We start from the raw sequence: 26,446 nt of genomic DNA, 5'->3' as shown, positions 1-26,446 counted from the left end.
CGCTTTTACGTGGTTTGAAAAGAACCGTAATTATACATTCAAAACCATACGGAACGTGCCTTGCGGGGCGCTTTCCGAGCTAATTCCAAAGTACTGCTTTCTCTCACCCCAGATCGTTCCGGTAGTAGTGATGCCGCGTGGAATAAAGCCCACGCCGCCACTCCACCGGTTTATTGCCGTAGGTATAAGCCGTGCGTTCGACGAGCAGAAGCGGCTCGCCTAACTTGACGCCAATCATGCTGGCACTTTGAGCATCTGCGCCAACCGCGCGCAAATGCTCTTCGGCGTGAATCATGCGAACCCCAAAATCGCTCTCGAAAAGGCTATAGAGCGAACGCTCGCCGCCCCGCAAGGCCTCCAGGGTCAAACCATTAAACAGGTCGGCGACCAGATAAATTTGATCGAAAACCACCGGTTCGCCACTGAAACGCAGCAAGCGCTTGACATGAACCACCTTGTCCCCCGCCTGCAACCCCAGGACAGCCGCAACCTCAGGTGACGCGTCGATGGTCTCGCAAAAAAACGGGTCACTGACAGCATGCGCAGCCTTGCCATCATCCGGGACCAGTCTCAGGAAACGATAAAAAGACCGCGGATCGCTATGCGTCGCGACAAACGTACCCTTTCCCTGACGCCGGACCAGCATGTTTTCAGCGGCCATTTCATCAATTGCCTTACGCACTGTCCCCTGGCTAACGTTGAAACGAGCAGCCAATTCCCCTTCACTCGGTATTGCGTCGCCCGGCCCCCATTCACCCTCCTCCAGGCTGCGAATCAAGAAGTCCTTGATCTGGCGATAGAGGGGGCTGAAAGTCGGGGAACTTAGGCGGGGAGCAGGACGGGAGGCGTCACGAGTCATGGTCCAAATTTCAGCACATTTTGGCCACACCGTCCACGAAAAGTTGTCTTATATAAGACAGATGATGAATTGACAGCCAGACGCCGAACTTTTACCATCTTGAGTTCTCGTGCCTGCTGACGCAAGGAAGCAAACAAAGCAGGTATTCGGGCAAATACGAACAATTTCAACCACGCTGTTTCAAACAGGAGCGATACATGTCCAAAGCCCCCATGCGCGTTGCCATTACCGGCGCCGCCGGCCAGATCGGTTATAGCCTGCTGTTCCGCATCGCCTCCGGCGAAATGCTCGGCAAAGACCAGCCGGTCATCCTTCAGTTGCTTGACCTGCCGCAAGCTCAGCAAGCCGTCAAGGGCGTGATGATGGAGCTGGAAGACTGTGCCTTCCCGCTGCTCGCCGGCATGGTTGCCACCGATGATCCGAACGTCGCCTTCAAGGATGCCGACGTCTGCCTGCTGGTTGGTGCCCGTCCGCGCACCAAGGGTATGGAACGCGCTGACCTGCTGACCGCCAACGGCGCCATCTTCACGGTGCAGGGCAAGGCCATTGCCGAGAACGCCAACGAGAACGTCAAGGTTCTCGTCGTCGGCAACCCGTGCAACACCAACGCCTTCATCGCCGCTGCTGCTGCCAAGAAGGTTGGCCGCACCAACCCGAACAACTACCATGGCATGCTGCGCCTTGACCACAACCGCGCCCTGTCGCAACTTGCCAACAAGATCGGCCGTCCGGTTTCTTCGCTGAAGCAATTGGTCGTCTGGGGCAACCACTCGCCGACGATGTACGCCGACTACCGCAACTGCACCTCGAATGGCGACAGCGTCAAGGCCCTGATCAATGATCACGCCTGGAACAACGACGTTTTCCTGCCGACCGTCGGCAAGCGTGGCGCCGCCATCATCGAAGCCCGTGGCCTGTCGTCGGCTGCTTCGGCCGCCAACGCCGCCATCGACCACATCCGTGACTGGGTACTCGGTTCCGACGAATGGGTTACCTTGGGCGTGCCGTCTGACGGCTCCTACGGCATTCCGGCCGGTATCGTTTTCGGCTTCCCGTGCGAATGCAAGGGTGGTTCGTTCAAGATCATTCAGGGTCTGGAAATCGACGAGTACAGCCGCGAGAAGATCAACATCACGCTCAAGGAACTGACCGACGAAGCCGAAGCCGTCAAGGACATGCTGTAATCCAGCATTAGTTCCCAGCTTCATTAGAAGGCCGCGGTAAAATACCGCGGCCTTTTTTAGTTTACGGATTCGAAAACCATGCGCCATCCGAAAGCCGTTCTTTTTTCCGGCGAAAAGCCCTTCCCCATCCTGCCGGCAGTCGACCATTACGCCGGCTCGGAAAAGTTGATGAAGAAGGCGCTGCAATTGCAGAACGAACTCGGCCCGATCTTCGACATCACTTGCGACTGCGAAGACGGCGCCCATGCCGGCGCCGAGCGCGAGCATGCCGAAATGGCGGCCGGCGTGATCATGAGTGATGAAAATCGTTTCAACCGGGTCGGCGCCCGTGTCCACGACGTCACCCACCCGCACTGGCGGCAGGATATGGACATCCTGGTCGGCATTGCCGGTAGCAGGCTCCCGTTCATCACCCTGCCCAAACCGTGCAGCGCGGGCGATGTTCAAGTGCAGATCGAAGCCCTCCGTGAAATTGAGCAGAGTTTTGGCGTTGACCGCAGGATTCCGGTCCATGTGCTGATCGAAACCCATGGCGCCTTGCGCGAAGTATGGGAAATCGCCGCCATTCCCGGCGTCGAGAGCCTGGATTTTGGCCTGATGGATTTTGTCTCGGGTCACCACGGCGCCATTCCCGGGTATGCCATGAAGAGCCCCGGCCAGTTTGAGCATCCGCTGGTCACTCGCGCCAAGTGCGAGATCAGCGCCGCCGCGCTGGCCTGCGGCGTGGTTCCCTCGCACAACGTGACGACAGAACTGAAAGACATCGAGTACATCCGCAGCGATGCCCGACGCGCCCGGACCGAATTCGGCTACCTGCGCATGTGGAGCATCCACCCGAACCAGATTGTCCCGATCATTGAAGCCATGCGCCCCGACTTCACCGAAGTCCAGGCTGCCGCCGATATCCTGATTGCCGCCCAGGACAAGGATTGGGGCCCGATCCAGCACGACGGCAAGCTGCATGACCGCGCCTCCTACCGCTACTTCTGGGAACTGCTCGACCGCGCCCACGTTACCGGAATGGATATTCCGGCAGCAGCGAGGATTCGCTTTTTTGCCTGAAATTCCGGTTGACCGTAGCACTGAGGCTGAGTCGCCGCTGCCCATCCTCTATCGTGACGAGCAGATCGTCGTCATCGACAAGCCGCCCGGACTGCTCGTTCACCGCTCGGAAATCGACCGTCACGAAACGCGCTTCGCGATTCAAATCCTGCGCAACCAGATCGGCCAGTACGTCTGGCCAGCCCACCGTCTCGATCGTGGCACGTCCGGCGTCCTGCTCTTCGGACTGAGCAAGGAAATAGCCAGCCTCCTCGGGCGACAATTCGAAGCCGGCACGGTGGAAAAGCGATATCTTGCCGTCGTCCGCGGATACCCGCCGGAATCGGGCAGCATCGACCACGCGCTTTCAAGACAACGCGACGCCTATGAATTCCAGGGGGAGCGCAGCAGTACCGAGGCGCAAGCAGCACTGACGCACTTCCGGAAACTGGCGGAAATCGAACTGCCGGTCGCGGTGGATCGTTACCCGAACAGCCGCTATGCCCTGCTCGAACTGGAGCCAATCACCGGCCGCCGCCACCAGATCAGGCGCCACCTCAAACACATTGCCCACCCGATCATTGGCGACGCCACCTACGGCAAGGGACGGCACAATCGTTATTTTGCCGAGCATCTCGGCGCCAATCGCCTGTTGCTGGCGTGCGTCGCGATGACCTTCAAGCATCCGGCGGATGGACGGCGCATGGAAATAAAAGCGCCAGTATCCGGCGAATTCGCCGCCATACTGGCGCGTTTTGGCTGGCCCTCTGAAGGCGCTTAGGCGATATTTTCCTCGAGATGCTCCCTGAGTTTCAGGTCGCGTTCGAGCTGCACCATATCCTGACCCAAGGCATCGCGCGCCGATACCATACCCAACGGGGCGCCGTTTTGATCGACCACCGGGACATGGCGAAAACCGCCATCGACCATGAACTGCAAGGCATAGCCCAGAGGCTTGTCAGCTCGAATCGTTTGCGGATTGGCCACCATAACCTGCGCCAAAGTGGTTTTATCCGGATCCAGATTGCCAGCCAAGACCTTGTTGAGGGCATCACGTTCGGTGAAGATGCCAACGATCCGGTTGCTTTCAACAACCAGCAAGGCACCTATCCGCTTTTGGGCCATCAGGCTGCAAGCTTCGCGAACGGTGCTTTCCTTGGTAGCCGAAACGACAGTTTGGCCGGCGATGATATTGCTGATGATTCGATTTGGCATGTTTGTCTCCTGCGTTGTTGTAAAAATCAGCGGCGTGATCCCGGCAAGCCGGAACGCACAGCACACGCGGAGATTACCCCAGCTTGATGACAATCACCGCAATGGCCACAAAGATGATGACCATGCCTATCAGCTCAACGTTCAATGAAAACCCCAAAAATATTCATTCACGGAGTCAGCTCGTAAACCACGCGAACCCGAGCATCTGCCTTGGCCAGATCAACAAAACCAATACCCCCCGGATGGGAGACCACCCATTTCAGCACCTCCTCAGTCGAACCAACCTTGGCCGGCGGCTGCATGCGCCCTGAGAAAACCTGCCTGGACCAGTAGGCGTTGATTTCAGACAAATCCTTGCCAACCAGCAAGCCATAAAAACGCCCCCGGTCCGGATGATTGTCAGACAAATCCACCGGCTGCGCCTCGGCACCGTTGAAGTACTGACGATTGCGACCGAAGAAAACATTGATTACCTCGTTGCGCGTCATGGCTGCGACACCGCAACGGGCATTGACGACAACAACCAGTTCGGCGCGCAGTTCCGCTGCTGGCTGAACCAGCAGCCAGAAAATCGAGCCAAGAAGGATCAGGCGACGAAGTGGCATGGCCTCAGAAAACGAAATCCACGGTCAGCGAAAACACATCCATTTCGCCATCCCACCGCGCCCGGCTGTCCTGGCGATAGGGGAAAAGCGACGATGCCTCGCCACGGATGCCATCCCATTGCGCCTTGACAGCTACATTCCGGGCGACATCCCAGCGCATGCCGGCAAAAATGGTCTGCTGGTCGGCATGTGAATCCTGCATTACATACGCAGCGACAGCACTTGACGCATTGCCACGCGATCTGGAGAGCACCCAGGAATAGCCGAGATAAGGCGTTACTTGGCCAATCCGGTAGCCGACCAGTGCGTACCCACCATCTGAACTCTCCAGCGCCTGGCTACCCTGCTCAATGTGATTGAGCATCAACTGCGCTTGCCAGGGGCCGCGATCGTAAACCAAGCCCAGTGAGTAATAGTGGGTCCGCGTGCCATGCGTCGCCAGGAAGGCCGCATCCTGCGCAGAAAGGGTGGCGCCGACCGCCTTTTTCAAGACGGGCGCGATCGGCAAGTCGTTCTTGAATTCAATATTGGCGTAGCTTGCCCGGACCTGCCAGGGACCACGCTGGTATTCGAGGTAACCACCCAGCATCGGAGAGTCGGCAATATCCCACTGCTCGTCAGCCAACGGGATCCGGCCGTCGGAATGGCCGTAGAAAACCTTGCCGCGCAGAACGCTTTCGCCAAGGGGGACGGTGATCGCTGCATCGGCACCGTGAATGCTGTAGAAAGGCAAATACCAGAAGTAATCGCCGGGCGGGCGGACCGTCAGGAAGGAATAACCGACCCAACGCGAATCGGCCATCATGAAGAATTCCGTACCCAGCCGACCGGCCCGCAGGCTCAGATTGGGGATCGGATCATATTTCAGGAAGGCCCAGGAAATATCCGGGGTAAAGGTCTTGTCGTAACGATAGCGACTGGTTGCCTGAACTACCGCTTCAAGCTGCGGATTGATGTGCCAGGCCGCTTGCAGACCGAGGACGCTGTCAATCAACGCACTCCAGTCTTTACCGACACCCCGGGGCTGGGAAATGTCCCGGACGAACTCGACGTCATCTGAATTCGTTCGGGCCAAACCAAACGTTCCGAATCCCTGCAGGCTAATGGCCGAGTCATGCTCGGGCTCGGCAATGGCAGGATGGGCGACGGCGAGAACGACTGAACCGGCAAGGACCGGAAGCACCCCGTTGAGTGCACACGCCCGCGCGGCCCGGCGAAATAGATTGGCAATCGTCATCAGTCGAATTTCGTCAACATCCCGGACTGGCTACACGGCAAGCATCGCTCCAGCGCAGCCTGGTTCGCAGTTATTCCGGCAGGGCGATCTTCTGTTCAGTACTGAACTGATAGTCCTTGAAAATATGCTCAGCAGTCAGCAGCTGATAGCTGCCGTCGGCTGCCTTGCGCGTCGTGTCCTTGAGCCTGTAGGTCAAGTGGCCACAGGTCCAGATATCGAAGTTGCGCATGTGGGTGCACAGACAGGTCTTGTCCATCACCGAGATCTTGCGGGCATCCGGGTGCAAGGCCACTTCGCGGTTATAGGCGGTCACGTAGGCGCACTTGCCGTTGGCGTCGAGCAGGTAGCCGTAGGCTTCGCAGTTCGGGCGGATGCCCGAACCGATGCCCGGGCTGCTCTTGATCATGCGCATCGGGTAACCGGTCGGGGAAATCTGGTTGACCTCGATGTCGTCCTCGCTGGCCTTGAAGTATTCCTGCTTGACCTTTTCCGGCAGACCACATTCTTCGGAGACAGTGAAGCGGGTGGCGACCTGCACGGCGGCGGCACCGGCCTCAAGGAAGGCAGTCGCATCGGAGCCGGTGAAGATGCCACCGGCCGGAATGACTGGAATGTCGAGGTGCTCGTTCTTCAGGAACAGCATCACTTCGGCGACGATGGTCGCCAGGTCGTACTTAGCCCAGTCCATGCCGAAGCCAAGGTGACCGCCGGCCAGCGGGCCTTCGACCACGATGTAGTCGGGGAGGCGGCCGGTGCGCATGCTCTTTTTGAGGAACAGTTGCAGGGCGCGCACCGAGGAAACGATGATGCCGAGCTGGACGTCGCGGAAACGCGGGTGCTCTTCGATCAGCGCAAACGAGCCAAGGTGCAGGCCGGCCGCCAGGGTAATGCCTTCGATGCCGGAATCCATCGCGGCTTCCATGCGGACCTTGAGCGTCTCTTTCGGCGCGTTCATGGTCAGCTTTTCCATGCAGTTGATGAAGATCATGCCGTCGCCTTTTTTGCGCGACATGGCCTCTTCTACGTGCAGACGGGTTGCTTCAACCAGCTTGCCGAGATCGAATTTGACCGGTGACTTGTCTTCGTTCTCGACGTTGTACTTGTAAAGCGCGAGCTTTTCCTTGACGAACTTGGTCTTGTAGCGGCGATCCGACACGGTCTTGATCATTGCGTCGGAGATGTGCCCGACGCCACCCAGACGGGCGACCTCGACGGCTAGATCGGCACTCGAAATATCAACTCCCATGCCGCCGATCATGATTGGTACTAGCTCGTGCTTGCCAAGCCGCAAGCGGAAATCGTCCACACGCTTCATCATTTTCCTTATGAATACAGGCCGGTCCCCTCGCTCGCGGCCAAGTGACGGATTTTACGCCAATGTTAAGTCCGATGCGTGACGAGCCGGGGATAAATCAAGTTTCGCCCAGCCGACTGTGGCTAAACTTGCCACTTCGATCGACTCTTTGGCAATAGGTTCACATGCGTTTCTCAACCCACCCATTCTGGCTGGTCGGCTTCCGGCCGTTTTTCACGCTGGCCTGCCTGGCCGGGATGGTCCTGCCGGTCGCTTGGGCTTTGATCTTCAGTGGTGCCATTGCGGCGCCGACGGCGACCTTCACCACTGTCCAGTGGCACGCCCATGAAATGTTCTTCGGCTTCGGCTGGGCGGTGCTCGGCGGCTTCCTGCTGACCTCGACCAAGAACTGGGTGAATATTCGCGGCTACCACGGCCCGGCACTGATGCTGCTGGCCGCCGCCTGGATGATTGAGCGTATCGGCATGAGCTTTGGCGGCAGCTGGCCAAAAGCCTGGTTCCTGCTCAGCAACAATCTCTTTCTCGGCAGCATCGTGGCCATGCTGCTGTGGACGCTGATCCGCCATCGCGACGCAGACAGTTACCGCGATAACGCTTTTTTCCTGATCATGTTGCCCGGCTTTCTGCTGGCCAAATACTGGATGCTCGAAGGTGGCGACTTCACGGCCGGCTACAGCATGGCCATGGCGCTCTTTCGCCTGGCCTTCCTGGTCATGCTCGAACGAACGCTGACCGGTTTCATGAAGGCGGCCTTCCAGGCGCAAATCCTGCGCCATCCAGGGCTGGACATGGCGATCAAGCTGCTCGGCCTCATGCTGATTCTGGAATTTGCCCTGCCCCGCCCGTTGACCGCAGCAATCTCGCTGGCGCTGGCGGTGCTGCTGGCGATCCGCTTCGTTTTCTGGAAACCGCAACAGGCCTTCAAGCGTCTCGACATCGGCGTCATGTACATCGGCTATCTGTGCATCGTCGCCCAGCTTTTGATCGAAGCGCTCGGCCACGTCATGAGCTTTGTCTGGATCGGCTCGGTGTCCGTCCATTTATTCACCTTCGGCGCCATGGGCCTGGTCATTCCGGGCATGATCGTGCGCATTTCCAAGGGCCATACCGGGCGCAAGGTCACCTTCGATGGCGGCGACAAGCTGGTGCTGATCATCATGCTCGTCGCCCTGGTCGCCCGCATTGTCGCCCCGCAATTTGCCCCGACCGCCTATCTCGGCTGGATCCACCTGTCGGCGACCTGCTGGTTCATCGCCTTCGGCATCCTCGCCTGGCGCTACATTCCGATCCTGTTGCAGCCGCGCATCGACGGCCGCGAACACTAAAGCACGGCTTCGAACAGCTCCAGTTGCGGCGGGCCGAGGTAGAAATCGCGCGGCGACTGGCCGGCCTGCATGTGCGCCTTGCGGAAGGCGTCCTACTGCGTCCAGTCGGCGAACGCCTGCTCGGAATTCCAGACCGTGTGCGAGGCGAACAGTGTGCGCTCTTCGTTGGTATCGCCGCGCAGCAGGTTGAAGGAGACGAAGCCGGGCACCTCGCTGAGATAGCTGTTGCGGTTGCGCCAGTGGGCGACGAAATCGTCCTCCTTGCCGAGCGCGATGCGAAAACGGTTCATGGCGAGAAACATGGGAACTCCCTGAAAAATGCTCAACAAAATCTGCGCATGCTTGTTGCTTACTCAGAAATACCGCAATCCTGACAGCAGCCACCATGAACGCATTCGATAACGACGACAAACTCGACTTCGGCCAACTGCCGCCGGCCGTAGACCACCTGCTACAACAAGGCGTTGCCGCCCATTTCACCCATCCGGAGCTGGCCGAAAACGCCTTCCTGACCGCCCTCGCCCTGGCCCCGGATGCACTGCCGGCGCACCGCTGTCTGGTGAAACACTACAACCGCTGTCGGCAATTCGACAAGGCATTGAGCGCTGCCCAGGGCTGGGTCGCTGCCGCCGCCCGGCAAGCCGGCCTGTCCGACAACTGGCTGCTCTGGCAAGACGCTCCCGGCAGTGCGCTGGCTGCGCTCAAGGGCCTGGCCTTCATCCATCTGCGCAACAGCCAGCCGGCCCAGGCCGAAGTGGCCATCAAGCGCGTGCTGGCGCTGGACCCGGAAGATGGAGTCGGCGGCTCGGTGATTGCTGCCTTGATCGACGAAACCCTGCTCGCGGTTTGATTTTTGCCATTTTCTTCGGTTGACCGTAGCAATCCCACGGTCAACCGGAAATTTTGCCCGAAATTGAAATGATCAGGCTGGCACCTCCGCCTGATCCATGGCCCGGAACATCGAGCAGCGACGGAAGACATCCTCGGTCGGCGGCAAGGCTTTCTGACTGCAGTATTTCGCCACCAGTTTGGCCAGCCCCTTGATGTCGCGGCCCGAGGCTTTCGGGAAAATATCGGGCAGGCGGTCGTGCAGGTCAGCTGGCAGATTCAGGCCGAATTGCGCGGCCATGACGCCCCAGATCTTCTTGCGATCAACACGGTCCGGCGGGTAGAAGCGGATCAGCGCGATGCAGCGCGAGACGATGGCTTCGTCGATGTCGTCAACCCGGTTCGTGGTCAGGAAGAGCAGCCCGTTGAAATACTCCAGCACGCGCAAAAACACGCCGACGACGGCGTTCATCGTGATGTTGTCGTCGCGCTTCTTGATGTACACGTCCGCCTCGTCGATCAGCATGACCGCCCCCCAGCGCTGGGCACGGGTCAGCACTTCCTTGAGCGCCGTTTCCATGGCTGCGACGTTCAGGCCAAGTTGCCCCGAATGCACGCGGTAAAGCGGCCGGCGGATGATCTCGGAATAGACCTCGGCGGTCAGCGTCTTGCCGACGCCGGGAGGCCCGGCGCACAACACGGTCGTCCCGCCCGACTTGCCGGCGACGATGTCGTCCATCAGCACGTCCATCTCGGCGGTCAGGATGTCGATGAGATCGGTCTGTTCGGGCGGCAAAACCAGTTTGGTTTTGAGTTCCGGCTGGTAGGCGTAGGGTTCCATGTCATCGACGTGCACCCAGACGTAATGGTGCAGATCGAGGTGAAACATCAGCATGTAGAAATGCACCGGCAGCTCGGTGAACAGGCCCTTGGCGATGCCGGCCTGGGTTTCCTCGATCTCGGCCTCCTCCTTGCCGGACAGCCGCGAATTGCGCTGCACGCGGCGGACGAACTTGGCCATGATGTCGCCCGTCGCATCAAGCGCCAGGACGCGTTCGCCGAGGATGCTCTCGTCGTTGACCAGCCGCGCCGGGCTGCCGGTCGATGACAAAATGATCATGTCCTTGCGCGAGTAATCGGTATCGCGGTGCGTTGCCGTCGGGTTCTCGGCGAAGTAGCCGACGCCGGTCCCGGAAAACTGCGCGCCGTACTGCCCACGCCAGTCGAAATAGCGCTCGACGCCTTCGTCGTAGCTGGCCAGCAAGGCTGGTGTTTCCTTGACGAAACCCTTGGTGGCGAAGACTTCGGGGATGGTCCGGCCGGCGATGTCGGGACCGGAAATACGCAGCGTCGCCGTCGCCAGCCGCGCCTTGGCATTGGCTTTGAGTTCGACGAAGATCTTGCCGGTTTCTTCCTCGGACGGCGGCGTGAAGTCGAGCCGCGTCACCACGTAGGCCAGCGGCTTGCCGGTAATGCCGGCCGAAAACAGCCAGCCGCGCGAAGCCTTCTCGGCCAGATAACGGGCGATAGCCGGCACCGCCATCTCCAGCTCCTCAGCCTCGAAGCGCCGGCCGCCTTCATGCAGAGCCTGACGCAAGGTGGCGATCTGCGCCGCCCGCGCCCGCAACTCACTATCGCCCGCCGCATATAAACTTTGCAGCAGGTCGAGCTCGCCGTCCTCAAGCTGGTTGAACGAGACCTCGACGCGATTGCCGAAGCGCAATTGCTCGCGCACGAATTCCAGTCGCGGAAAAGACTGCATCATCGGTTCGATGTGCCGCCGGTCGATTTGCAGCTTCATGAGCCGCCTCCCTGTTTGAGCGATACACCCGACTAAGCGAGTTTTGTGCCGCCACGGTCAACCGGAAAAAACGGCCAAAAATCAAAGCCATGCCAAGCAGGCCATTGTCGTGTTGGCAACACTTTCGTGGGACAATCCCGTCCCCGCTGTAGGAAGGACCACCATGCATCCCCGCAACAAGAACGCCGACGGCTACGATTTCGCCGCCCTGGCCGCCACCTCGGCCGCGCTCGCCAAGCACATCAAGACGACGCAGGCCGGCACGCCAAGCATCGATTTCGCCAACCCGGCCGCGGTCAAGATGCTCAACCGGGCGATCCTCATGCATCACTACGGCGTCAAGGGCTGGGACATTCCGGCCGGCTACCTCTGCCCGCCGATCCCCGGCCGCGCCGATTACATCCACAGCGTCGCCGACCTGCTCGCCACCTGCAACAAGAAGAACATTCCGAGCGGCCCCGGCGTGCGTGTGCTTGACATCGGCACCGGCGCCAACCTCGTCTATCCGCTCATCGGTCACGCCGAATACGGCTGGTCCTTTCTCGGCGTCGACATCGACGAGGCAGCGCTGGCCAACGCGGCAGCCATCATCGCCAAAAATCCCGAACTGGATGGCGAGATCGAACTGCGCCACCAGACCGTCTGGGAAAATATTTTCACGGGCCTGCTGCGCTCCGGCGAAGTCTTCGACCTGTCGATCTGCAACCCGCCCTTCCACAACTCGCCGGATGACGTTCACGCCGTCAGCCAGCGCAAATGGAACAACCTCAACAAGCCGGGTGCCAAGCGTGGTGCGGCCGAGCCGCGCCTCAATTTCGGCGGCGGTGGTGCCGAACTGTGGTGCAACGGCGGCGAACGCGCCTTCGTCAAACTGATGATCGAACAGAGCTGCAACATCCCGAAGCGGGTCATGTGGTTCACCAGCCTGCTCTCGCAAGGCGACAACCTGCCGCACATCGAAGCCGCGCTCAAGAAAGCCAAGGTCGTCGACTCGCGCATCATCCCGATGGCCCAGGGCCAGAAGCAAAGCCGCCTGATCGCCTGGACCTTCTTCGGCAATGGCGAACGGGAAAAATGGCGCAAGGAACACTGGTCATCCGCCCCGGCCTTCGGCACCACGGCGCCCGACGCGCAACCGGCCTTCGCACCGGCCGGGCCCGTGCCGCCGGCAGCCGACCCCGTATAATTGCCGGTTTTCTGTCTGGAAATTCGCCCGTGTCCGACCGCCTCGCCGTCCTGCCCCAATACCTGATCCCGAAACAGGCGTTGACCGCCCTCGCCGGCAAGCTGGCTTCGAAAGAGGCTGGCGGCCTGACAACCAGCGTCATCCGCTGGTTCGTCGGTCGCTACAAGGTAAACATGGCCGAAGCCGCCAATCCGGACATCGCCAGCTACAAGAGCTTCAACGAATTCTTCACCCGGCCGCTCAAGGATGGCGCCCGCCCGCAGGCCGATGCCGATTTCATCAGCCCGGTCGATGGCGCGATCAGCCAGTTCGGCCCCATCGCCCGCGACCAGATTTTCCAGGCCAAGGGCCACAGCTATTCGACCACCGCACTGGTCGGCGGCGACCGCGAACTGGCCAGGCAATTCGAGAACGGCAGCTTCGCCACCCTCTACCTCAGCCCGCGCGACTATCACCGCATCCACATGCCCTGTGACGGCAAGCTGACGCGCATGATCTACGTCCCGGGCGAGCTGTTTTCGGTCAATCCGACCACGGCGCGCGGCGTGCCCGGCCTGTTCGCCCGCAACGAGCGCGTCGTCTGTGTCTTCGAATCAGAATTCGGCCCCTTCGTGCTGACGCTCGTCGGCGCCACCATCGTCGGCAGCATGGCCACCGTCTGGCACGGCATGGTCAATCCGCCGCGCCCGGGCGTCGTGCGCGAATGGCGCTACGACGAACAGAACATCGTGCTGAAAAAAGGCGAGGAAATGGGCCGCTTCCTGCTCGGCTCGACCGTCGTCATGCTCTTCCCGAAAGACACGCTGGCCTTCAACCCGGACTGGGTGCCGACCGGCGCCATCCAGATGGGCGAGGCGATGGGCGCCAAGCCCGTCTAAATTACTGAAAAGCGCCCGGTGCCAGCATGCTGTTCGGGCGCATCGGGCGGCTGCCGACCGGGAAATGGAACTCCGCGCTCGGCATCAATTCAACACCCCTTGCCTGGCCCGGCGGCCTGACTGCACCACGTAGCGGCGACATATTGGTCAGGCGCAGCGGTACGCCACTCGTTTCAATGAGATCGCCACGCGCCACCAGACGATTGCCATCGAACCGCCCCTGCGCCGGCTTGTAAAGATCGCCCGGCCCGACCATCAGGTTGTTGAGCAGCCAGACCTCAACATCCGCCCCGATCTTTTCGCCAAAAACGTTCAGAAATTTTCCGGCATGACTGTCGTTGATCAGCGTGTTGTGCGCCATGACCAGCGCGTTATCCGGCCAGCGCCGACCTTCGGCACCGTAGGCAACAATGCTCGGATTATCGGTCCCGGCGCTCTGGCCGATGGCATTGCCGATGACATAGGCGAGCCCGCCGTTCGGGAACTCAAGTTCGTAGGAAGCCCGCCCGCCGGCGCCATCAACCAGCATGTTGTACAGGATGTGATTCTCACGGGCCCGCGACTTGACCAGATGACCAAGATAGCCGTTTGAGAAGCGACTGCCGCGCAGCACGAACTTGCCGATCCCGCCGACGTAGAGCAGATGGTGCAGGTCACCAGGATGGCGCGGCGCATCGCCGAATTCGCTATCGACGACTTCCAGGCTCTGCTCCGGTGAATTCGCCGTCAGGATTCCCATTTCGTTGTCGAAGAAGGCGCAGGACTGGATCGTCAGTTCGCCCTTTTCGAAGCGGATGCCGGCGCCGTTGAGGCTGGCCACCCGGGCGCCGCGAAACTCGATGTTCTCGATCCGCACCTTGCCGCCGCGCACGACCCAGATCGCCTTGCCCTCGGCGCTCTTGCCGTCGGCCAGCATGACCGGCCGGCCACCGGCACCGCGAATGATGATTTCATTTTTGGCCCAAATTGCCGGTTGACCGTGGTAATCGCCCGGACGAATCTCGATGACTTCGCCGTCCTGCGCCAGCCGGGCCGCCTCGGTAATCGTGGTGATTTTCTCGCCCGGTCCGACGATCATCGTCGCCGGCTTGGCAGCGATGGCAGCCAGTTTCGGGTCGGCGGCGACCGTTTTCAATTGGCCGTCCGGCGAACGGCGGATTTCGCCGATATAGTCCGGCGCCGGCGGCAGTTTGTTGGGAATCTGCGCTGCCACGTTCACTGCCTGAGCAAGGAAAATGAGCATCAGGCCGAAATGACGGAGGCTGCACGGCAAGCGTTGTCGAATCATCGGATTCTCCTCCTGTCGGGGATTGGGCTGCCAAGTGCGGGCAAGGAAAACGGGGGTTCAACCCGCCCCTCATGAAACGGCAGCAGGCATGCATTTGTCAACCGGCCAAGCCATGGCAATATTCGCCCTTCGGCCAAACTGGCGACGACCAGTCCATCCGCTGAAAAAACCCGTCCTTTCCCATCAGGAGAAATCGATGCCCAGCTCCGTTTCATCCCTCCTTCGCCGCTGCATCTTTGCCGGCCTGCTCGCTGTCGCTTCCACCTTTGCGATCGCCGAAGCACCGCAACAAAAATCCCAGGTTCCCGGCTATTACCGCCTGATGCTCGGCAGTTTCGAAGTCACCGCGCTCTACGACGGCGCCATCGACCTCGACGAAAAACTGCTCAAAAGCATCGCCAAGCGCGACATCCAGCGCCTGCTCGCCCGTCAGTTCCTGAAAGGCCCCAAGGTCCAGACCGCCGTGAACGCCTACCTGGTCAACACCGGCAACAAGCTGGTGCTGGTCGATGCCGGCGCCGCCAAGCTGTTCGGGCCAGGCCTCGGCAACATCGTCGATAACCTGAAGGCCGCCGGCTACAACCCCGAGCAGGTGGACACCGTGCTCATCACCCACTTGCACGGCGACCACGTCAATGGTCTGGTCACGCCGGACGGTCAGCGCGTCTTCGTCAACGCCGAAGTGTGGTCGGCCCAGGCCGACAACGACTTCTGGCTGAGCGAAGAAATCGCCGCCAAGGCGCCGAAAGATTTCCAGCCCTTCTTCAAGATGTCACGCGATGCCGCCGCCCCCTACCTCGCCGCCGGCAAGTGGAAGACTTTCGACAGCGACCACGAACTGCTGGCCGGGATTTCCAGCGTCGACACCCACGGCCACACCCCTGGCCACGCCAGCTATTTGTTCCAGAGCGGCGACCAGCGTCTGCTCATCCTCGGCGACCTGGTGCATAACCATGCCGTGCAGTTCGCCCGCCCGGAAGTCGCCTTTGAATACGACAACGACCCGAAGCAGGCCGTCGCCGCCCGCAAGCGCATTTTCTTCCAGGCCGCCAAGGAAAAATTGATGGTGGCCGGCATGCACCTGCCCTTCCCCGGCATCGGTCACGTCCGCAAGGAATCGGCTGGCGGCTATGCCTGGGTCCCGGCCGAATTCGCCCCGATGCCGAAATAGAACGCGGCATGCAGATCTGGGTCGATGCCGACGCCTGCCCCGGCGTTATCAAGGAAATCATCTTCCGCGCTGCCGAGCGTCGGCAGATCCAGACCATTCTGGTCGCCAACCAGATGCTGCGGACGCCGCCATCGAAGTTCATCCGCGCCATCCAGGTGCCGAGCGGCTTCGATGTTGCCGATGCGCACATCGTCGATCAGCTGACCGCGGGCGATCTCGTCATTACCGCCGACATCCCGCTTGCCTCGCTGGTCATCGGGCGCGGGGCCCATGCACTGAATCCACGTGGCGAGATGTACACCACGGCGACCATCCAGGAACGCCTGACGATGCGTAATTTCATGGAAGAACTGCGCAGCGCCGGCGTCGAAACCGGTGGCCCCAGCGCCTTCAGCCAAGCCGACCGGCAAGCCTTCGCCAATCAACTCGATCGTTTTCTGGCGAGAATTCCGATCGTATGACCGGCTTCATCATTGACCAGGGACAACTACGGGCCAGCCCTTAGCCAGCCCCGCCGGGCCATTAACTGACCCGAAAACCCATCACGTTGCTCATCAAAAACAACTGCGGCTGGGCATCCAGCCAATCCCTTGCTTCAGCAAGTGTCGGGCGAATTTCAGTCTGGTAGGAAGCAAGCCCAACCACGGCCGGTATATTGATGACCTGCGCCGCCAGTGCCTTGTCGGTAGTGACAAAGACCACCCGGCAATTCGGATGCGAAGCGTAAGCACCAAACAGGAGCGCCGCGTACTCGGTCAGCACGTCCTCGGTCAGCCCGTGTTTCGTCACCTCCGAAAAATCGTTGATGACGTAGCGCGCCTCATCGAAGCGAAAATCGCTCTGAACATTCTTGACAGACTCGATGAACTCCCAGCCAGGAACAACTCCTGAAAACTGATTCACCACACCTTCAGGTTCCCAGACCACTTCGTAAGCCATACACCACCTTGATTGAGGAGTTAAATCGCAAAAAACCTGGCGATTCTATTCGTTCAGAATAGTACAACCAGCACTACCTGTTTAACATCTAGTGCAAGCCATAGGTATCCCGGACAACTGGTATATCTGACTAACTTGAAAACAAAAAAATCCCCTACCGGTTGCCCGATAGGGGATTTTTTACGGTCGACCGGAAATCCCGGCCAAAATCGAAATTACATCTCGACGGTCGCCGCCTGTTCCACAAACTCCGGAATCTGGTCGAAGTTCATGTAGCGATAGACTTCACCGGCCTTGGCGTTCACCAGCTTGATCTGCTCCATGTATTCCGCAACGGTGACGATGCGGCCGGCCAGCGCGCACATGGCGGCCAGCTCGGCGGAACCCAGATAGACCTGGGTGTCGATACCGAGGCGGTTCGGGAAGTTGCGGGTCGAGGTGGAGATCGCGGTGGAGCCCTTGCGGATCTGTGCCTGGTTACCCATGCACAGCGAGCAGCCCGGCATTTCCATGCGGGCGCCGGACTTGCCGAGGATGCCGTAGTAGCCTTCTTCGGTCAGGATCAGCGCATCCATCTTGGTCGGCGGGGCGATCCACAGGCGGGTCGGGATGTCGGACTTGCCTTCGAGGACCTTGCCGGCGGCACGGAAGTGGCCGATGTTGGTCATGCAGGAGCCGATGAAGACTTCGTCGATCTTGGCGCCGGCGACTTCGGAGAGGACCTTGACGTCGTCCGGATCGTTCGGGCAGGCCAGGATCGGCTCGGTGACTTCGGCCAGGTCGATTTCGATGACCGCGGCGTACTGGGCATTGGCGTCAGCCTTGAGCAGGGTGCCGTTGGCAATCCACTCTTCCATCGACTTGATGCGGCGCTTCAGGGTGCGGGCATCCTGATAGCCTTCGGCGATCATCCACTTCATCAGGGTGATGTTCGAACGCATGTACTCGACGATCGGTTCCTTGTTCAGGGCGATGGCACAGGCGGCAGCCGAACGCTCGGCGGCGGCGTCGGAGAGTTCGAAAGCTTGTTCGACCTTGAGATCCGGCAGGCCTTCGATTTCCAGAATGCGGCCGGAGAAGACGTTCTTCTTGCCCTTCTTCTCGACGGTCAGCAGACCGGCCTTGATGGCGTACAGCGGAATGGCGTTGACCAGATCACGCAGGGTGATGCCATCCTGCATCTTGCCCTTGAAGCGGACCAGCACGGATTCCGGCATGTCCAGCGGCATGACGCCGGTGGCGGCGGCGAAGGCAACCAGACCGGAACCGGCCGGGAAGGAGATGCCGATCGGGAAACGGGTGTGCGAGTCACCGCCGGTACCAACGGTATCCGGCAGCAGCAGACGGTTCAGCCAGGAGTGGATGACGCCGTCGCCCGGACGCAGCGCAACGCCGCCACGGGTGCTGATGAAGGACGGCAGTTCGCGATGCATGCGGACGTCGACCAGCTTCGGATAGGCAGCGGTGTGGCAGAAGGACTGCATGACCAGATCGGCGGAGAAGCCGAGGCAGGCCAGATCCTTCAGTTCATCGCGGGTCATCGGGCCGGTGGTGTCTTGCGAACCGACGGTGGTCATCTTCGGCTCGCAGTAGGTGCCCGGCAGGATGCCGGTCACGCCGCATGCCTTGCCAACCATCTTCTGGGCCAGCGAGTAACCCTTGCCGTCGTCGGCCGGATTTTGCGGCAGGCGGAACAGGGTGGATTGCGGCAGGCCGAGGAATTCACGGGCCTTGGTGGTCAGGCCGCGACCGATGATCAGGGGGATACGACCGCCAGCGCGGACTTCGTCGAGAATCACCAGGGTCTTGAGCTGGGATTCGGCGATCACGGCACCGTTCTTGGTGGCGGTGACCTTGCCGGTGGCTTGATCAACCTTCAGTTCGATCTCGTCCCCCATGTCCATCTGACCGGCATCGATTTCGATCGGCAGGGCGCCGGCATCTTCCATGGTGTTGAAGAAGATCGGAGCGATCTTGGAACCGAGGCAGAAGCCACCGAAACGCTTGTTCGGGACGAACGGGATGTCTTCGCCGGTAAACCACAACACTGAGTTGGTGGCGGACTTGCGCGAGGAACCGGTACCAACCACGTCGCCGACGTAGGCGATCAGGTTGCCCTTGGCGGCCAGCGCTTCGAGTTGCTTGATCGGGCCACGGGCACCCGGTTCGTCAGGGTTGATACCCGGACGGGCGTTCTTCAACATGGCCAGCGCATGCAGCGGGATGTCCGGACGCGACCAGGCATCCGGGGCCGGCGACAGGTCGTCGGTATTGGTTTCGCCGGTGACCTTGAAAACGGTCAGCTTCTGCGAAGCCGGGACTTCCGGACGCGAGGTAAACCACTCGGCGTCGGCCCAGGACTGCATGACAGCCTTGGCGTTGGCGGCAGCGGTCGCGTTGCTGGACTTGGCCAGTTCGGCGACATCGTGGAAGAAGTCGAAAACCAGAAGGGTCTTCTTCAGGCCTTCGGCGGCAACGCTGCCGCAGGTCGGGCAGCCGAGCAGGTCGATCAGCGGCTTGACGTTGTAACCACCGAGCATGGTGCCGAGCAGTTCGGTGGCCTTTTCCTTGGAGATCAGGGCGCAGGCTTCTTCGCCCTTGGCAACCTTGGCCAGGAACTCGGCCTTGACCTTGGCAGCATCATCAACACCGGCCGGGACGCGGTAGGTGATCAGCTCGACCAGGGCGGCTTCCTCGCCAGCGGGCGGATTTTTCAGCAGGGCGACCAGTTCAGTGGTCTGTTGCTTGGACAGGGGCAGCGGGGGGATACCGAGGGCTGCACGCTCTGCTACGTGGGCGCGATAGGCTTCAAGCACGGCGACTTCCTTTCGTAAAGGGTTGCTCTGAGGGGTTCTTGGCGAAAACAATTATTCTACGACAGCGACAAGGGGAAATCAGTTCAGGCGGCCCCCGGATAGATGCCCCGTTCAAGTCTTATATATTTTATCTTTTAGAAGGCTTGCTGTGAACTTGCTTCGCTGCTTCCCGATGAAGTCGGTCCCAAAAACAGTCTTCCCGCCCCCCTTATGGCGAAAAATAAGACAAATGCCTATGAATATTCATTGAATATGTGAAATGCATCACAACAGTTATTACTAAAGCAATAGACAGTTCCCCCCTTGATTCGTAGCAAGATGAGGGAACAATTCATGAACAGCCGGAGCATTGCGCTTGCCTATGAAGCAAGCAACGAAGATATCGCCACTTGCGTCACTGAGGAAGGACCTCAGGTTGCCGATCTGATCGTCGCCTACCTGGAACAATTGGGAGTCGAATTTGTTTTTGGCGTTCCCGGCGGAGCTATCGAGCCGTTATACAACGCCTTGGCGCGGAGCGGCCGGTGCGGCGGCCCGCGACCACTAGTCGCCAGACATGAAGCCGGCGCTGCCTTCATGGCCGACGGCTACACCCGCGAAACCGGCCGGATCGGCGTCTGCTGCGCCACCTCCGGGCCCGGTGCCACCAACCTGATTACCGGCGTTGCCTGCGCCTTCGACAACGGCATCCCGATGCTGGTCATCACCGGGCAACCGTCGCTCCCCTCCTTCGGCAAGCGGGCCTTGCAGGAATCAGCCTGTACCGGCGTCAACACCTTGGGCATGTTCCGCCACTGCACCCGCTACAACTCGCTCGTCTCGCACCCGGAGCAGATCGAATCCAAGCTACTTACCGCCCTGCAACGGGCCGTGCGCGCGCCACGCGGGCCGGTTCACCTGAGCATACCGCTCGACATCCTGAAAAGCCCTAGCCCCGTCACCCGGCCCTCCTACAACATCGCCGACAAGATCCGCCCGGCTTCGCTGATCGACACCGATGCTACTGAGGAACTGCACCATATCCTGGATCAGGCCGCCAACCCCTGTCTGCTCATCGGCGGTTGGTGCGGCGAGGCCATCGGCGCCATCCTGCAACTCGCCGCCCTGCGCAATACCCCCTTCGTCACCACTCCGGACGGCAAGGGCCTGGTCAACCCGCTCCACCCGCTCTTTCGCGGTGTTTTCGGCTTTGCCGGCCACGCCCTGGCGCGCGAAACGCTCAACGATCCCACGGTCGACCTCATTGTCGCCATCGGCACCAGCATGAACGAATGGACCAGCAGCGGCTGGAGTGAGGACCTGCTCAACGGCAAACTGGTACACGTCGATGAATCTGCCGAGCATCTCGCCCGCTCGCCGATGGCGCGTCTGCACATTCGCGGCCGCCTGCTCAATATTTTTGAGCGGCTGATCGAACGTACCCACCAGACCAGTCGCGGTACAGCCTTCGAATATCAGCGCCAACGTACTGCGCGCGAGCTGCAACCGCAGGACAGCCCTCCCGGCAGCCTGCTCGCTGCACCCGCTCAGTACGTCAGCCCGACCACGCCGATCACGCCGCAACGCCTGATGCACGACCTCGGCCGCCTGTTTCCGTCGAGCACCCGCTTCCTTGCCGATGCCGGCAACAGCGTCGCCTGGACCACCCATTACCTTACCCCGGCCGACCACCGCATCGGTGAGCGGCGCCTGGGCGGTGGCGGACGGCGCCCCGACCCGGGCCGCCGCCTGACCCATGGCGGTTGGCTACGCCTGACCATGGATTTCGCCCCGATGGGCTGGGCCATCGGCGGTGCCGTCGGTACTGCTGCCGGCAATCCGCACGTACCCGTCGTCTGCGTTACCGGCGACGGCAGCATGATGATGAACGGACAGGAACTCTCCGTCGCCGTGGCCGAAAAACTGACGGTGATTTTCGTCGTCCTCAACGATCAAGCCCTGGGCATGGTCAAGCACGGCCAGCGACTGGCCGGCGCCGAACAGATCGCCTTCGAACTGCCGCCCACCGACTTCGCGGCCATTGCCCGCGCCATGGGCGCCGATGCCCACACCATCCGCTCCCCCGAAGACATGGCATCCCTGGACATCGACACCATCTGCCAACGCCGTGGCCCGACGCTGCTGGACATCTATATCGATCCCGAAGAAGTACCGCCGATGAACCTGCGCATGCAGATACTCGGCACCAATATTTAACAACTCAAGGAAAACAACATGACTCGACTCAGCAACAAGACAGCCCTTGTTACCGGCGGCAGCAGCGGCATCGGCCTGGCCATCGCCCGCCAGTTTCAAAATGAAGGCGCCCGCGTCGCCGTGACCGGACGTAGCGCAGAAAGCCTGAAAGTGGCTGGCGAAATGCTTGGCGAAACCGCCCTGCTCATTACCAGCGATGCCGGCAGCCTGCCCGCCATCGACAACCTGATGGCCCACATCGGAGAAGCCTTTGGTGGTCTCGACATCCTCGTTCTCAACGCCGGCATCGCCCTGCCTGCTCCGCTCGAAGCCACCGACGAAAGCAGCTTCGACCAAACCGTCAACACCAACCTGAAAGGGGTTTTCTTCACCATCCAGAAAGCTTTACCCCTACTGCGCCCGGGTGCGTCGATCATCGTCACCACCTCAATCACCAACCGCCTGGGTTCGCCGAACTTCAGCGTTTACGCTGCCTGCAAGGCAGGCTTGCGTTCCCTGGTCAGCTCCCTCGCCCTGGAACTGATCCCGCGCAAGATCCGCCTCAACGCCGTCAGCCCAGGCCCCACGGCCACGCCGATGTTCGAGCGCTTCGGCCTGCCCGCCGAAGTCAGCCAGGCAATCAAGGCCCAAATTCAGGCCAAGTCCCCCATCGGCCGCTTCGGCGAACCGAACGAAATCGCCAAAGCCGTTCTATTCCTGGCCAGTGATGACTCCAGCTACATAGTGGGTGAAGAAATCGTGGTCGACGGTGGCATCAGCCTCCTTTAGGACAGCCTGATGACAATGCCTACCCTGCATTCCACCATTTGGGAAGAAAGCGCCAGCAGCGACGACCCGTTCACCGCCGAAGACTGCTACTGCCGTGGCTACGATGTTTACGGCGAATTGCTGGAGAAGGCCAGCTATCCCGAATATCTCTATCTGCTTTTCCGGGGTGAAAAACCGAAACCGGCGACCGGGCGAGCCCTCGAAATACTGGCTATCGCGTTGGCCAATCCCGGCCCTCGCGACCCATCCGTACACGCAGCAATGGCCGCTGGCGTCGGCGGCTCGCCTGTCGCGGCCGTACTGATGGCAGCTTTAGCCAGTGGCGCAGGCGTTTCCGGCGGTGCGCGGGAAATTCACCGTTGCATGGAAACCTGGCAAAGCTGCGGCTGCTCGCTCGATGCCTGGCGGCAATCCTTGCTCCCGTCCGACCAGGAAACCCTCGGTCGACGCCGCTCAGTCTGGCCGGACAACGAGCATCCACCCGGCTTTGCGCCGCATGCCTTGCGCTGCGCCCAACCGATCCAGCAAACCCTGAATGCGCTCTGCCGCGTTCTGCCATCCGGTTGCCTTACCTGGCTGCAAAGCCAGCGTGAAGCACTGGAGCAACTGGCCGGCCACCCGCTGGCCATGACCGGTGTCGCTAGCGCAGCCCTGACCGACCTCGGCTTTGCCCCTGCCGACGGCGAAATGCTGGCCTTGCTGCTACGCCTTCCCGGCGCGGCGGCGCATGCGCTCGAGCAAGGCCGGAACGGTATTCGGAAATTCCCCTTCTTCGCCATCGACATTCCCAACGATCCCGGCCCACAAACAGGAGAGCGCTGCGGTGAACACTGAAAATCCCCTCATTTCCTGGGAAGGCCCGCTACGCAGCGAAGTCGGCGGCTGCTTTCCCGGCGAGCGCGCTGTCTTTCGCGGCCACGACCTGCACGCCAGTTTGCGCGATGCGGACTGGCTCGACCTTTACCTGTTCGGGATTACTGGTCGCCGGCACACACCGGAACAAATAAAGGTACTGCACGCCATTTGGGTCAACACCAGCTACCCTGACGCCCGCTTGTGGAACAACCGGGTCGCCGCCCTCGCCGGCAGCGCGCGCAGCACCGGCTCGCTGGCCCTGGCTGCTGCGCTGGCCACTTCGGAAGCTGCCATCTACGGTCGGCAGATCGATATCGCCGTTGCCGATTTCCTGGAGCGTGCCCAAGGCCGGATCGAAGCCGGGGAAAATCTCGAAAACGTGATCCGCGAAGAGCTACAACGCAATCGCAGCATCGGCGGCTACGGCCGACCGGTTGCCCGTAACGCCGCCGATGAGCGGATCGGCCCGATTCTCGATGTTGCCACCCGGTATGGTCTCGCCGACGGCAAATACGTCCGTCTTGCCTTTGCCGTCGAGGCCATCTTGCTCAATGGACGCTGGCGCATGCGCATGAACTACGCAGCACTAGCTGTAGCGCTAGCGCTCGACATTGGCCTGTCGCCACAAGAATGCTACCTGTTCGGTTTCCCCACTTTTCTTGCCGGCATGGTTCCCTGCTACATCGAGGCTACCCAGCGTCCACAGCAGGCAACCCTGCCACTACGTTGCTCTTCCATCCACTATGAGGGCCCAAAACACCGTTCATGGTAACAACACCGTTGCCACGACTTCGCCTTTGCTCTAGATTGCGATACCAGAAAATATCAAAAATGAATGCCATGGTTTCGGGGGGATCGTCAAATGAAACTGGCCAGGATCGTAGTCGCAACCGCCTTGGCATTGGCCATTGGCAAACAGGCGATTTGCCAAAGTCTGGAGGAAGAAGAAGATCTGGCGCTCGCCTATGGTGACCGCAACTTCGTCAGCATTGCCACTGGCAGCAAGCAATTGCTGCGCAAGGCACCATCAGCAGCCGCCGTCATTAGCGCCCAGGACATCGCCGACATGGGGGCGCGTACTGTGGACGAAGCGCTGGAATCCGTCCCCGGCCTGCATGTCTCCCGCGCCACCATGAACTATGGAGCGAACTACAGCATCCGCGGCATCCTGACCGAAGCAAACCCGCATGTCCTGCTGATGGTCAACGGCGTCCCCTGGACCAGCGCCTACCAGGGTAACCGCAGCGACATGCCGTTTACCCTGCCGGTAGAAAACGTTTCCCGAATCGAAGTCATCCGCGGCCCTGGGTCCGCCATGTACGGTGCCGATGCTTTTGCCGGCACCATCAACGTCATCACCAAAACGGCCGACGAAATCGGCGGTACTTCTTTCGGCGTTCGGGCCGGCTCGTTCAATTCCTGGGATAGCTGGATTCAACATGGCGGCATGATTGGCGATCTTGAGATCGCCGGTTATCTCAAAATCGGCACAACGGATGGGCAACGAAGAATTGTGGGCGCCGATGCACAAACTTCGATTGACGCATTCGGTTTATCTCCCGCCGCCTCGCTGGCGCCAGGCCCCGTCAACCTCGGCTATGACGACTTCAATGCCCAGCTCGACCTTGCACTCGGCCGTTTCCGCTGGCGTAACGCCTTCAGTCAACGAGAAAATGGCCAAGGTGGTGTCGGCATTGCCGGTGCCATGGATCTCGTCGGGCGCTACCGTACCGGTCGTTTTACCAGCGACCTCTCCTGGAACGAAGCCAATCTCACGCCTGACCTCGGTGTCAGTCTCCAGGCGTCCTTCATGCACTTGGCCAACGAAATCACGACGCCGGCCATGCTCTATCCACAAGGCGCTTTTCTTGGCTCTTTCCCGAATGGGATGATTGGCGATCCGGACAAATGGGAAAAGCAGTTGCGTCTGTCTGCATCCGGTGTTTACTCCGGTTTTGCGGACCACCGGATACGCTTCGGGCTGGGACGCGACGAAATGAACATCTACAAAACGAGGGAATGGAAAAACTTCACGCTCCTTGGCGGGGGTCCGTTCCCGACCCCCGTGCCCTGGAGCGAAGCGAGCGGCGCCAACCTTTTCCTGTCACCACACAAACGCCATGTCGAATACATCTACGCTCAGGACGAATGGAGTTTTGCCCGCCAATGGACGTTGACCGCAGGCGTACGCCACGACGAATACTCGGATTTCGGCACTACCACCAACCCGCGTGTCGCGCTCGTTTGGGAAGCCCATGAAGACCTCACGGCCAAATTGATGTACGGCACCGCTTTCCGCGCCCCATCATTCGTCGAACAATACGCCACCAGCAATCCGGTCGCACTGGGCAACAGCAGTCTCTCACCTGAGTCCATCACCACACTGGAAGCTTCGCTGGCCTGGCAAGTCACGGAACGTCTGCACACCACGCTCAGTCTGTTCCGGCATGAAATCAAGGACATCATCGCCCTCAGCGGCACCTCCTTCCAGAACACCGGGAAGCAACGTGGCAACGGCGGCGAATTTGAAGTTGCCTGGAACGCATCCAGCAATCTTCGCTTGTCCGGCAATTACGCTTATCAGCACAATGTGGATGAAACCAGCGGGCAAGACGCCGGTTATGCCCCTCACCACCACCTTTACAGCCGCGCCGACTGGCGGTTCTTCCCTGGCTGGCACCTCAACGGTCAGGTCAATTACGTCGCCGACCGCCAACGCGCCCCCGGTGACACCCGTGCCCAGATTCCCGATTACACCGCGCTCGACCTGACGTTGCGGACAGACCGAAGCAAGGCTGGCTGGGATTTCTCCGCTTCGATCTACAACCTCTTTAACGCGGACATTCGCGAACCGAGCATCACCACATCCGGCATCATCTACGATCTGCCCATGCCCGGCCGCACCATCTGGCTGCAAGCACGTTACAGTCTATAATATC

At 60.5% G+C, this 26,446-nt stretch carries 24 protein-coding genes; 14 read left to right on the top strand and 10 right to left on the bottom strand.

The window, feature by feature from the left end; all coding sequences use genetic code 11:
• Positions 1–103 precede the first annotated feature (103 nt).
• On the bottom strand, positions 104–859 hold the full coding sequence (locus tag AC07TV_RS08455) for a GntR family transcriptional regulator (protein ID WP_494647953.1): 756 nt from the start codon (positions 857–859) through the stop codon (positions 104–106).
• Between the two features lie 197 nt (positions 860–1,056).
• Here AC07TV_RS08455 and AC07TV_RS08450 point away from each other — a divergent pair, with 197 nt between their 5' ends.
• The 3 genes from AC07TV_RS08450 to AC07TV_RS08440 all read left to right on the top strand — a co-directional run bounded on the left by AC07TV_RS08450 (position 1,057) and on the right by AC07TV_RS08440 (position 3,865).
• Positions 1,057–2,043, top strand: a complete 987-nt coding sequence (locus AC07TV_RS08450) for a malate dehydrogenase (RefSeq protein WP_494647952.1) — start codon at positions 1,057–1,059, stop codon at positions 2,041–2,043.
• 78 nt (positions 2,044–2,121) lie between these two features.
• On the top strand, positions 2,122–3,105 hold the full coding sequence (locus tag AC07TV_RS08445) for an HpcH/HpaI aldolase/citrate lyase family protein (protein WP_494647951.1): 984 nt from the start codon (positions 2,122–2,124) through the stop codon (positions 3,103–3,105).
• The gene (locus AC07TV_RS08440) at positions 3,098–3,865 is read left to right on the top strand and encodes a tRNA pseudouridine(65) synthase TruC (RefSeq protein ID WP_494647950.1); all 768 of its coding nucleotides are present in this window, start codon (positions 3,098–3,100) and stop codon (positions 3,863–3,865) included. The genes AC07TV_RS08445 and AC07TV_RS08440 overlap by 8 nt, the downstream gene beginning before the upstream one ends.
• Here the strand turns inward: AC07TV_RS08440 and AC07TV_RS08435 are convergent.
• The 4 genes from AC07TV_RS08435 to AC07TV_RS08420 all read right to left on the bottom strand — a co-directional run bounded on the left by AC07TV_RS08435 (position 3,862) and on the right by AC07TV_RS08420 (position 7,456).
• Entirely contained in the window at positions 3,862–4,299 is a 438-nt protein-coding gene (locus tag AC07TV_RS08435) for a CBS domain-containing protein (RefSeq protein WP_494647949.1), read from the bottom strand. The genes AC07TV_RS08440 and AC07TV_RS08435 overlap by 4 nt on opposite strands.
• A gap of 167 nt (positions 4,300–4,466) precedes the next feature.
• Positions 4,467–4,904, bottom strand: coding sequence for a hypothetical protein (locus tag AC07TV_RS08430; RefSeq protein WP_494647948.1), 438 nt, complete (start codon positions 4,902–4,904; stop codon positions 4,467–4,469).
• Positions 4,905–4,908: 4 nt separating this feature from the next.
• Positions 4,909–6,141 carry a hypothetical protein gene (locus AC07TV_RS08425; RefSeq protein ID WP_494647947.1) on the bottom strand — a complete coding sequence of 411 codons (1,233 nt, stop codon included), beginning with the start codon at positions 6,139–6,141 and terminating at the stop codon, positions 4,909–4,911.
• Positions 6,142–6,211: 70 nt separating this feature from the next.
• Positions 6,212–7,456 (bottom strand): nitronate monooxygenase, encoded by a 1,245-nt coding sequence (locus AC07TV_RS08420; RefSeq protein WP_494648125.1) that lies wholly within the window; start codon positions 7,454–7,456, stop codon positions 6,212–6,214.
• Positions 7,457–7,620: 164 nt separating this feature from the next.
• On the opposite strand from AC07TV_RS08420, the gene AC07TV_RS08415 reads away from it, so the two are divergent.
• Positions 7,621–8,781 carry an NnrS family protein gene (locus AC07TV_RS08415; protein WP_494647946.1) on the top strand — a complete coding sequence of 387 codons (1,161 nt, stop codon included), beginning with the start codon at positions 7,621–7,623 and terminating at the stop codon, positions 8,779–8,781.
• Positions 8,782–8,873: 92 nt separating this feature from the next.
• Here the strand turns inward: AC07TV_RS08415 and AC07TV_RS08410 are convergent, their stop codons facing one another.
• Positions 8,874–9,083 carry an antibiotic biosynthesis monooxygenase family protein gene (locus AC07TV_RS08410; protein ID WP_494647945.1) on the bottom strand — a complete coding sequence of 70 codons (210 nt, stop codon included), beginning with the start codon at positions 9,081–9,083 and terminating at the stop codon, positions 8,874–8,876.
• A gap of 83 nt (positions 9,084–9,166) precedes the next feature.
• Here AC07TV_RS08410 and AC07TV_RS08405 point away from each other — a divergent pair, with 83 nt between their 5' ends.
• Positions 9,167–9,631, top strand: coding sequence for a hypothetical protein (locus AC07TV_RS08405; RefSeq protein WP_494647944.1), 465 nt, complete (start codon positions 9,167–9,169; stop codon positions 9,629–9,631).
• Between the two features lie 72 nt (positions 9,632–9,703).
• Here AC07TV_RS08405 and AC07TV_RS08400 read toward each other — a convergent pair whose 3' ends face one another.
• Entirely contained in the window at positions 9,704–11,410 is a 1,707-nt protein-coding gene (locus AC07TV_RS08400; protein ID WP_494647943.1) for an AAA family ATPase, read from the bottom strand.
• A 163-nt stretch (positions 11,411–11,573) separates the two neighbouring features.
• Between AC07TV_RS08400 and rlmF the strand changes: the two genes are divergently transcribed.
• Positions 11,574–12,596 (top strand): 23S rRNA (adenine(1618)-N(6))-methyltransferase RlmF, encoded by a 1,023-nt coding sequence (rlmF, locus tag AC07TV_RS08395; protein ID WP_494647942.1) that lies wholly within the window; start codon positions 11,574–11,576, stop codon positions 12,594–12,596.
• A gap of 29 nt (positions 12,597–12,625) precedes the next feature.
• Positions 12,626–13,474 carry an archaetidylserine decarboxylase gene (gene asd, locus AC07TV_RS08390; protein ID WP_494647941.1) on the top strand — a complete coding sequence of 283 codons (849 nt, stop codon included), beginning with the start codon at positions 12,626–12,628 and terminating at the stop codon, positions 13,472–13,474.
• Between the two features lies 1 nt (position 13,475).
• Here asd and AC07TV_RS08385 read toward each other — a convergent pair whose 3' ends face one another.
• Complete coding sequence (locus AC07TV_RS08385) at positions 13,476–14,762, bottom strand: right-handed parallel beta-helix repeat-containing protein (protein ID WP_494647940.1); 1,287 nt, start codon at positions 14,760–14,762, stop codon at positions 13,476–13,478.
• Between the two features lie 196 nt (positions 14,763–14,958).
• Here AC07TV_RS08385 and AC07TV_RS08380 point away from each other — a divergent pair, with 196 nt between their 5' ends.
• Positions 14,959–15,933: an MBL fold metallo-hydrolase gene (locus AC07TV_RS08380; RefSeq protein ID WP_494647939.1), complete on the top strand. Its 975-nt coding sequence runs from the start codon at positions 14,959–14,961 to the stop codon at positions 15,931–15,933.
• Positions 15,934–15,941: 8 nt separating this feature from the next.
• Positions 15,942–16,394, top strand: a complete 453-nt coding sequence (locus AC07TV_RS08375) for a YaiI/YqxD family protein (RefSeq protein ID WP_494647938.1) — start codon at positions 15,942–15,944, stop codon at positions 16,392–16,394.
• Between the two features lie 61 nt (positions 16,395–16,455).
• Here the strand turns inward: AC07TV_RS08375 and AC07TV_RS08370 are convergent, their stop codons facing one another.
• Positions 16,456–16,872 carry a hypothetical protein gene (locus AC07TV_RS08370; protein ID WP_494647937.1) on the bottom strand — a complete coding sequence of 139 codons (417 nt, stop codon included), beginning with the start codon at positions 16,870–16,872 and terminating at the stop codon, positions 16,456–16,458.
• Positions 16,873–17,087: 215 nt separating this feature from the next.
• Positions 17,088–19,688 (bottom strand): bifunctional aconitate hydratase 2/2-methylisocitrate dehydratase, encoded by a 2,601-nt coding sequence (gene acnB, locus AC07TV_RS08365; protein WP_494647936.1) that lies wholly within the window; start codon positions 19,686–19,688, stop codon positions 17,088–17,090.
• 333 nt (positions 19,689–20,021) lie between these two features.
• On the opposite strand from acnB, the gene AC07TV_RS08360 reads away from it, so the two are divergent.
• From AC07TV_RS08360 to AC07TV_RS08340, 5 genes are all read left to right on the top strand, one after another.
• On the top strand, positions 20,022–21,884 hold the full coding sequence (locus AC07TV_RS08360; protein ID WP_494647935.1) for a thiamine pyrophosphate-binding protein: 1,863 nt from the start codon (positions 20,022–20,024) through the stop codon (positions 21,882–21,884).
• 18 nt (positions 21,885–21,902) lie between these two features.
• Positions 21,903–22,652 carry an SDR family oxidoreductase gene (locus tag AC07TV_RS08355; protein ID WP_494647934.1) on the top strand — a complete coding sequence of 250 codons (750 nt, stop codon included), beginning with the start codon at positions 21,903–21,905 and terminating at the stop codon, positions 22,650–22,652.
• 9 nt (positions 22,653–22,661) lie between these two features.
• Positions 22,662–23,486 carry a citrate synthase family protein gene (locus AC07TV_RS08350; protein WP_494647933.1) on the top strand — a complete coding sequence of 275 codons (825 nt, stop codon included), beginning with the start codon at positions 22,662–22,664 and terminating at the stop codon, positions 23,484–23,486.
• Entirely contained in the window at positions 23,476–24,279 is an 804-nt protein-coding gene (locus AC07TV_RS08345; protein ID WP_494647932.1) for a citrate synthase family protein, read from the top strand. The genes AC07TV_RS08350 and AC07TV_RS08345 overlap by 11 nt, the downstream gene beginning before the upstream one ends.
• A gap of 90 nt (positions 24,280–24,369) precedes the next feature.
• Entirely contained in the window at positions 24,370–26,442 is a 2,073-nt protein-coding gene (locus AC07TV_RS08340; RefSeq protein ID WP_494647931.1) for a TonB-dependent receptor plug domain-containing protein, read from the top strand.
• The last annotated feature ends 4 nt before the right edge of the window (positions 26,443–26,446 follow it).

Source organism: Azonexus sp. GW821-FHT04F04 (genome assembly GCF_059420025.1).
Note: the sequence above shows the minus strand (reverse complement) of the source record. Positions and strands in the feature narration are given on the sequence as shown.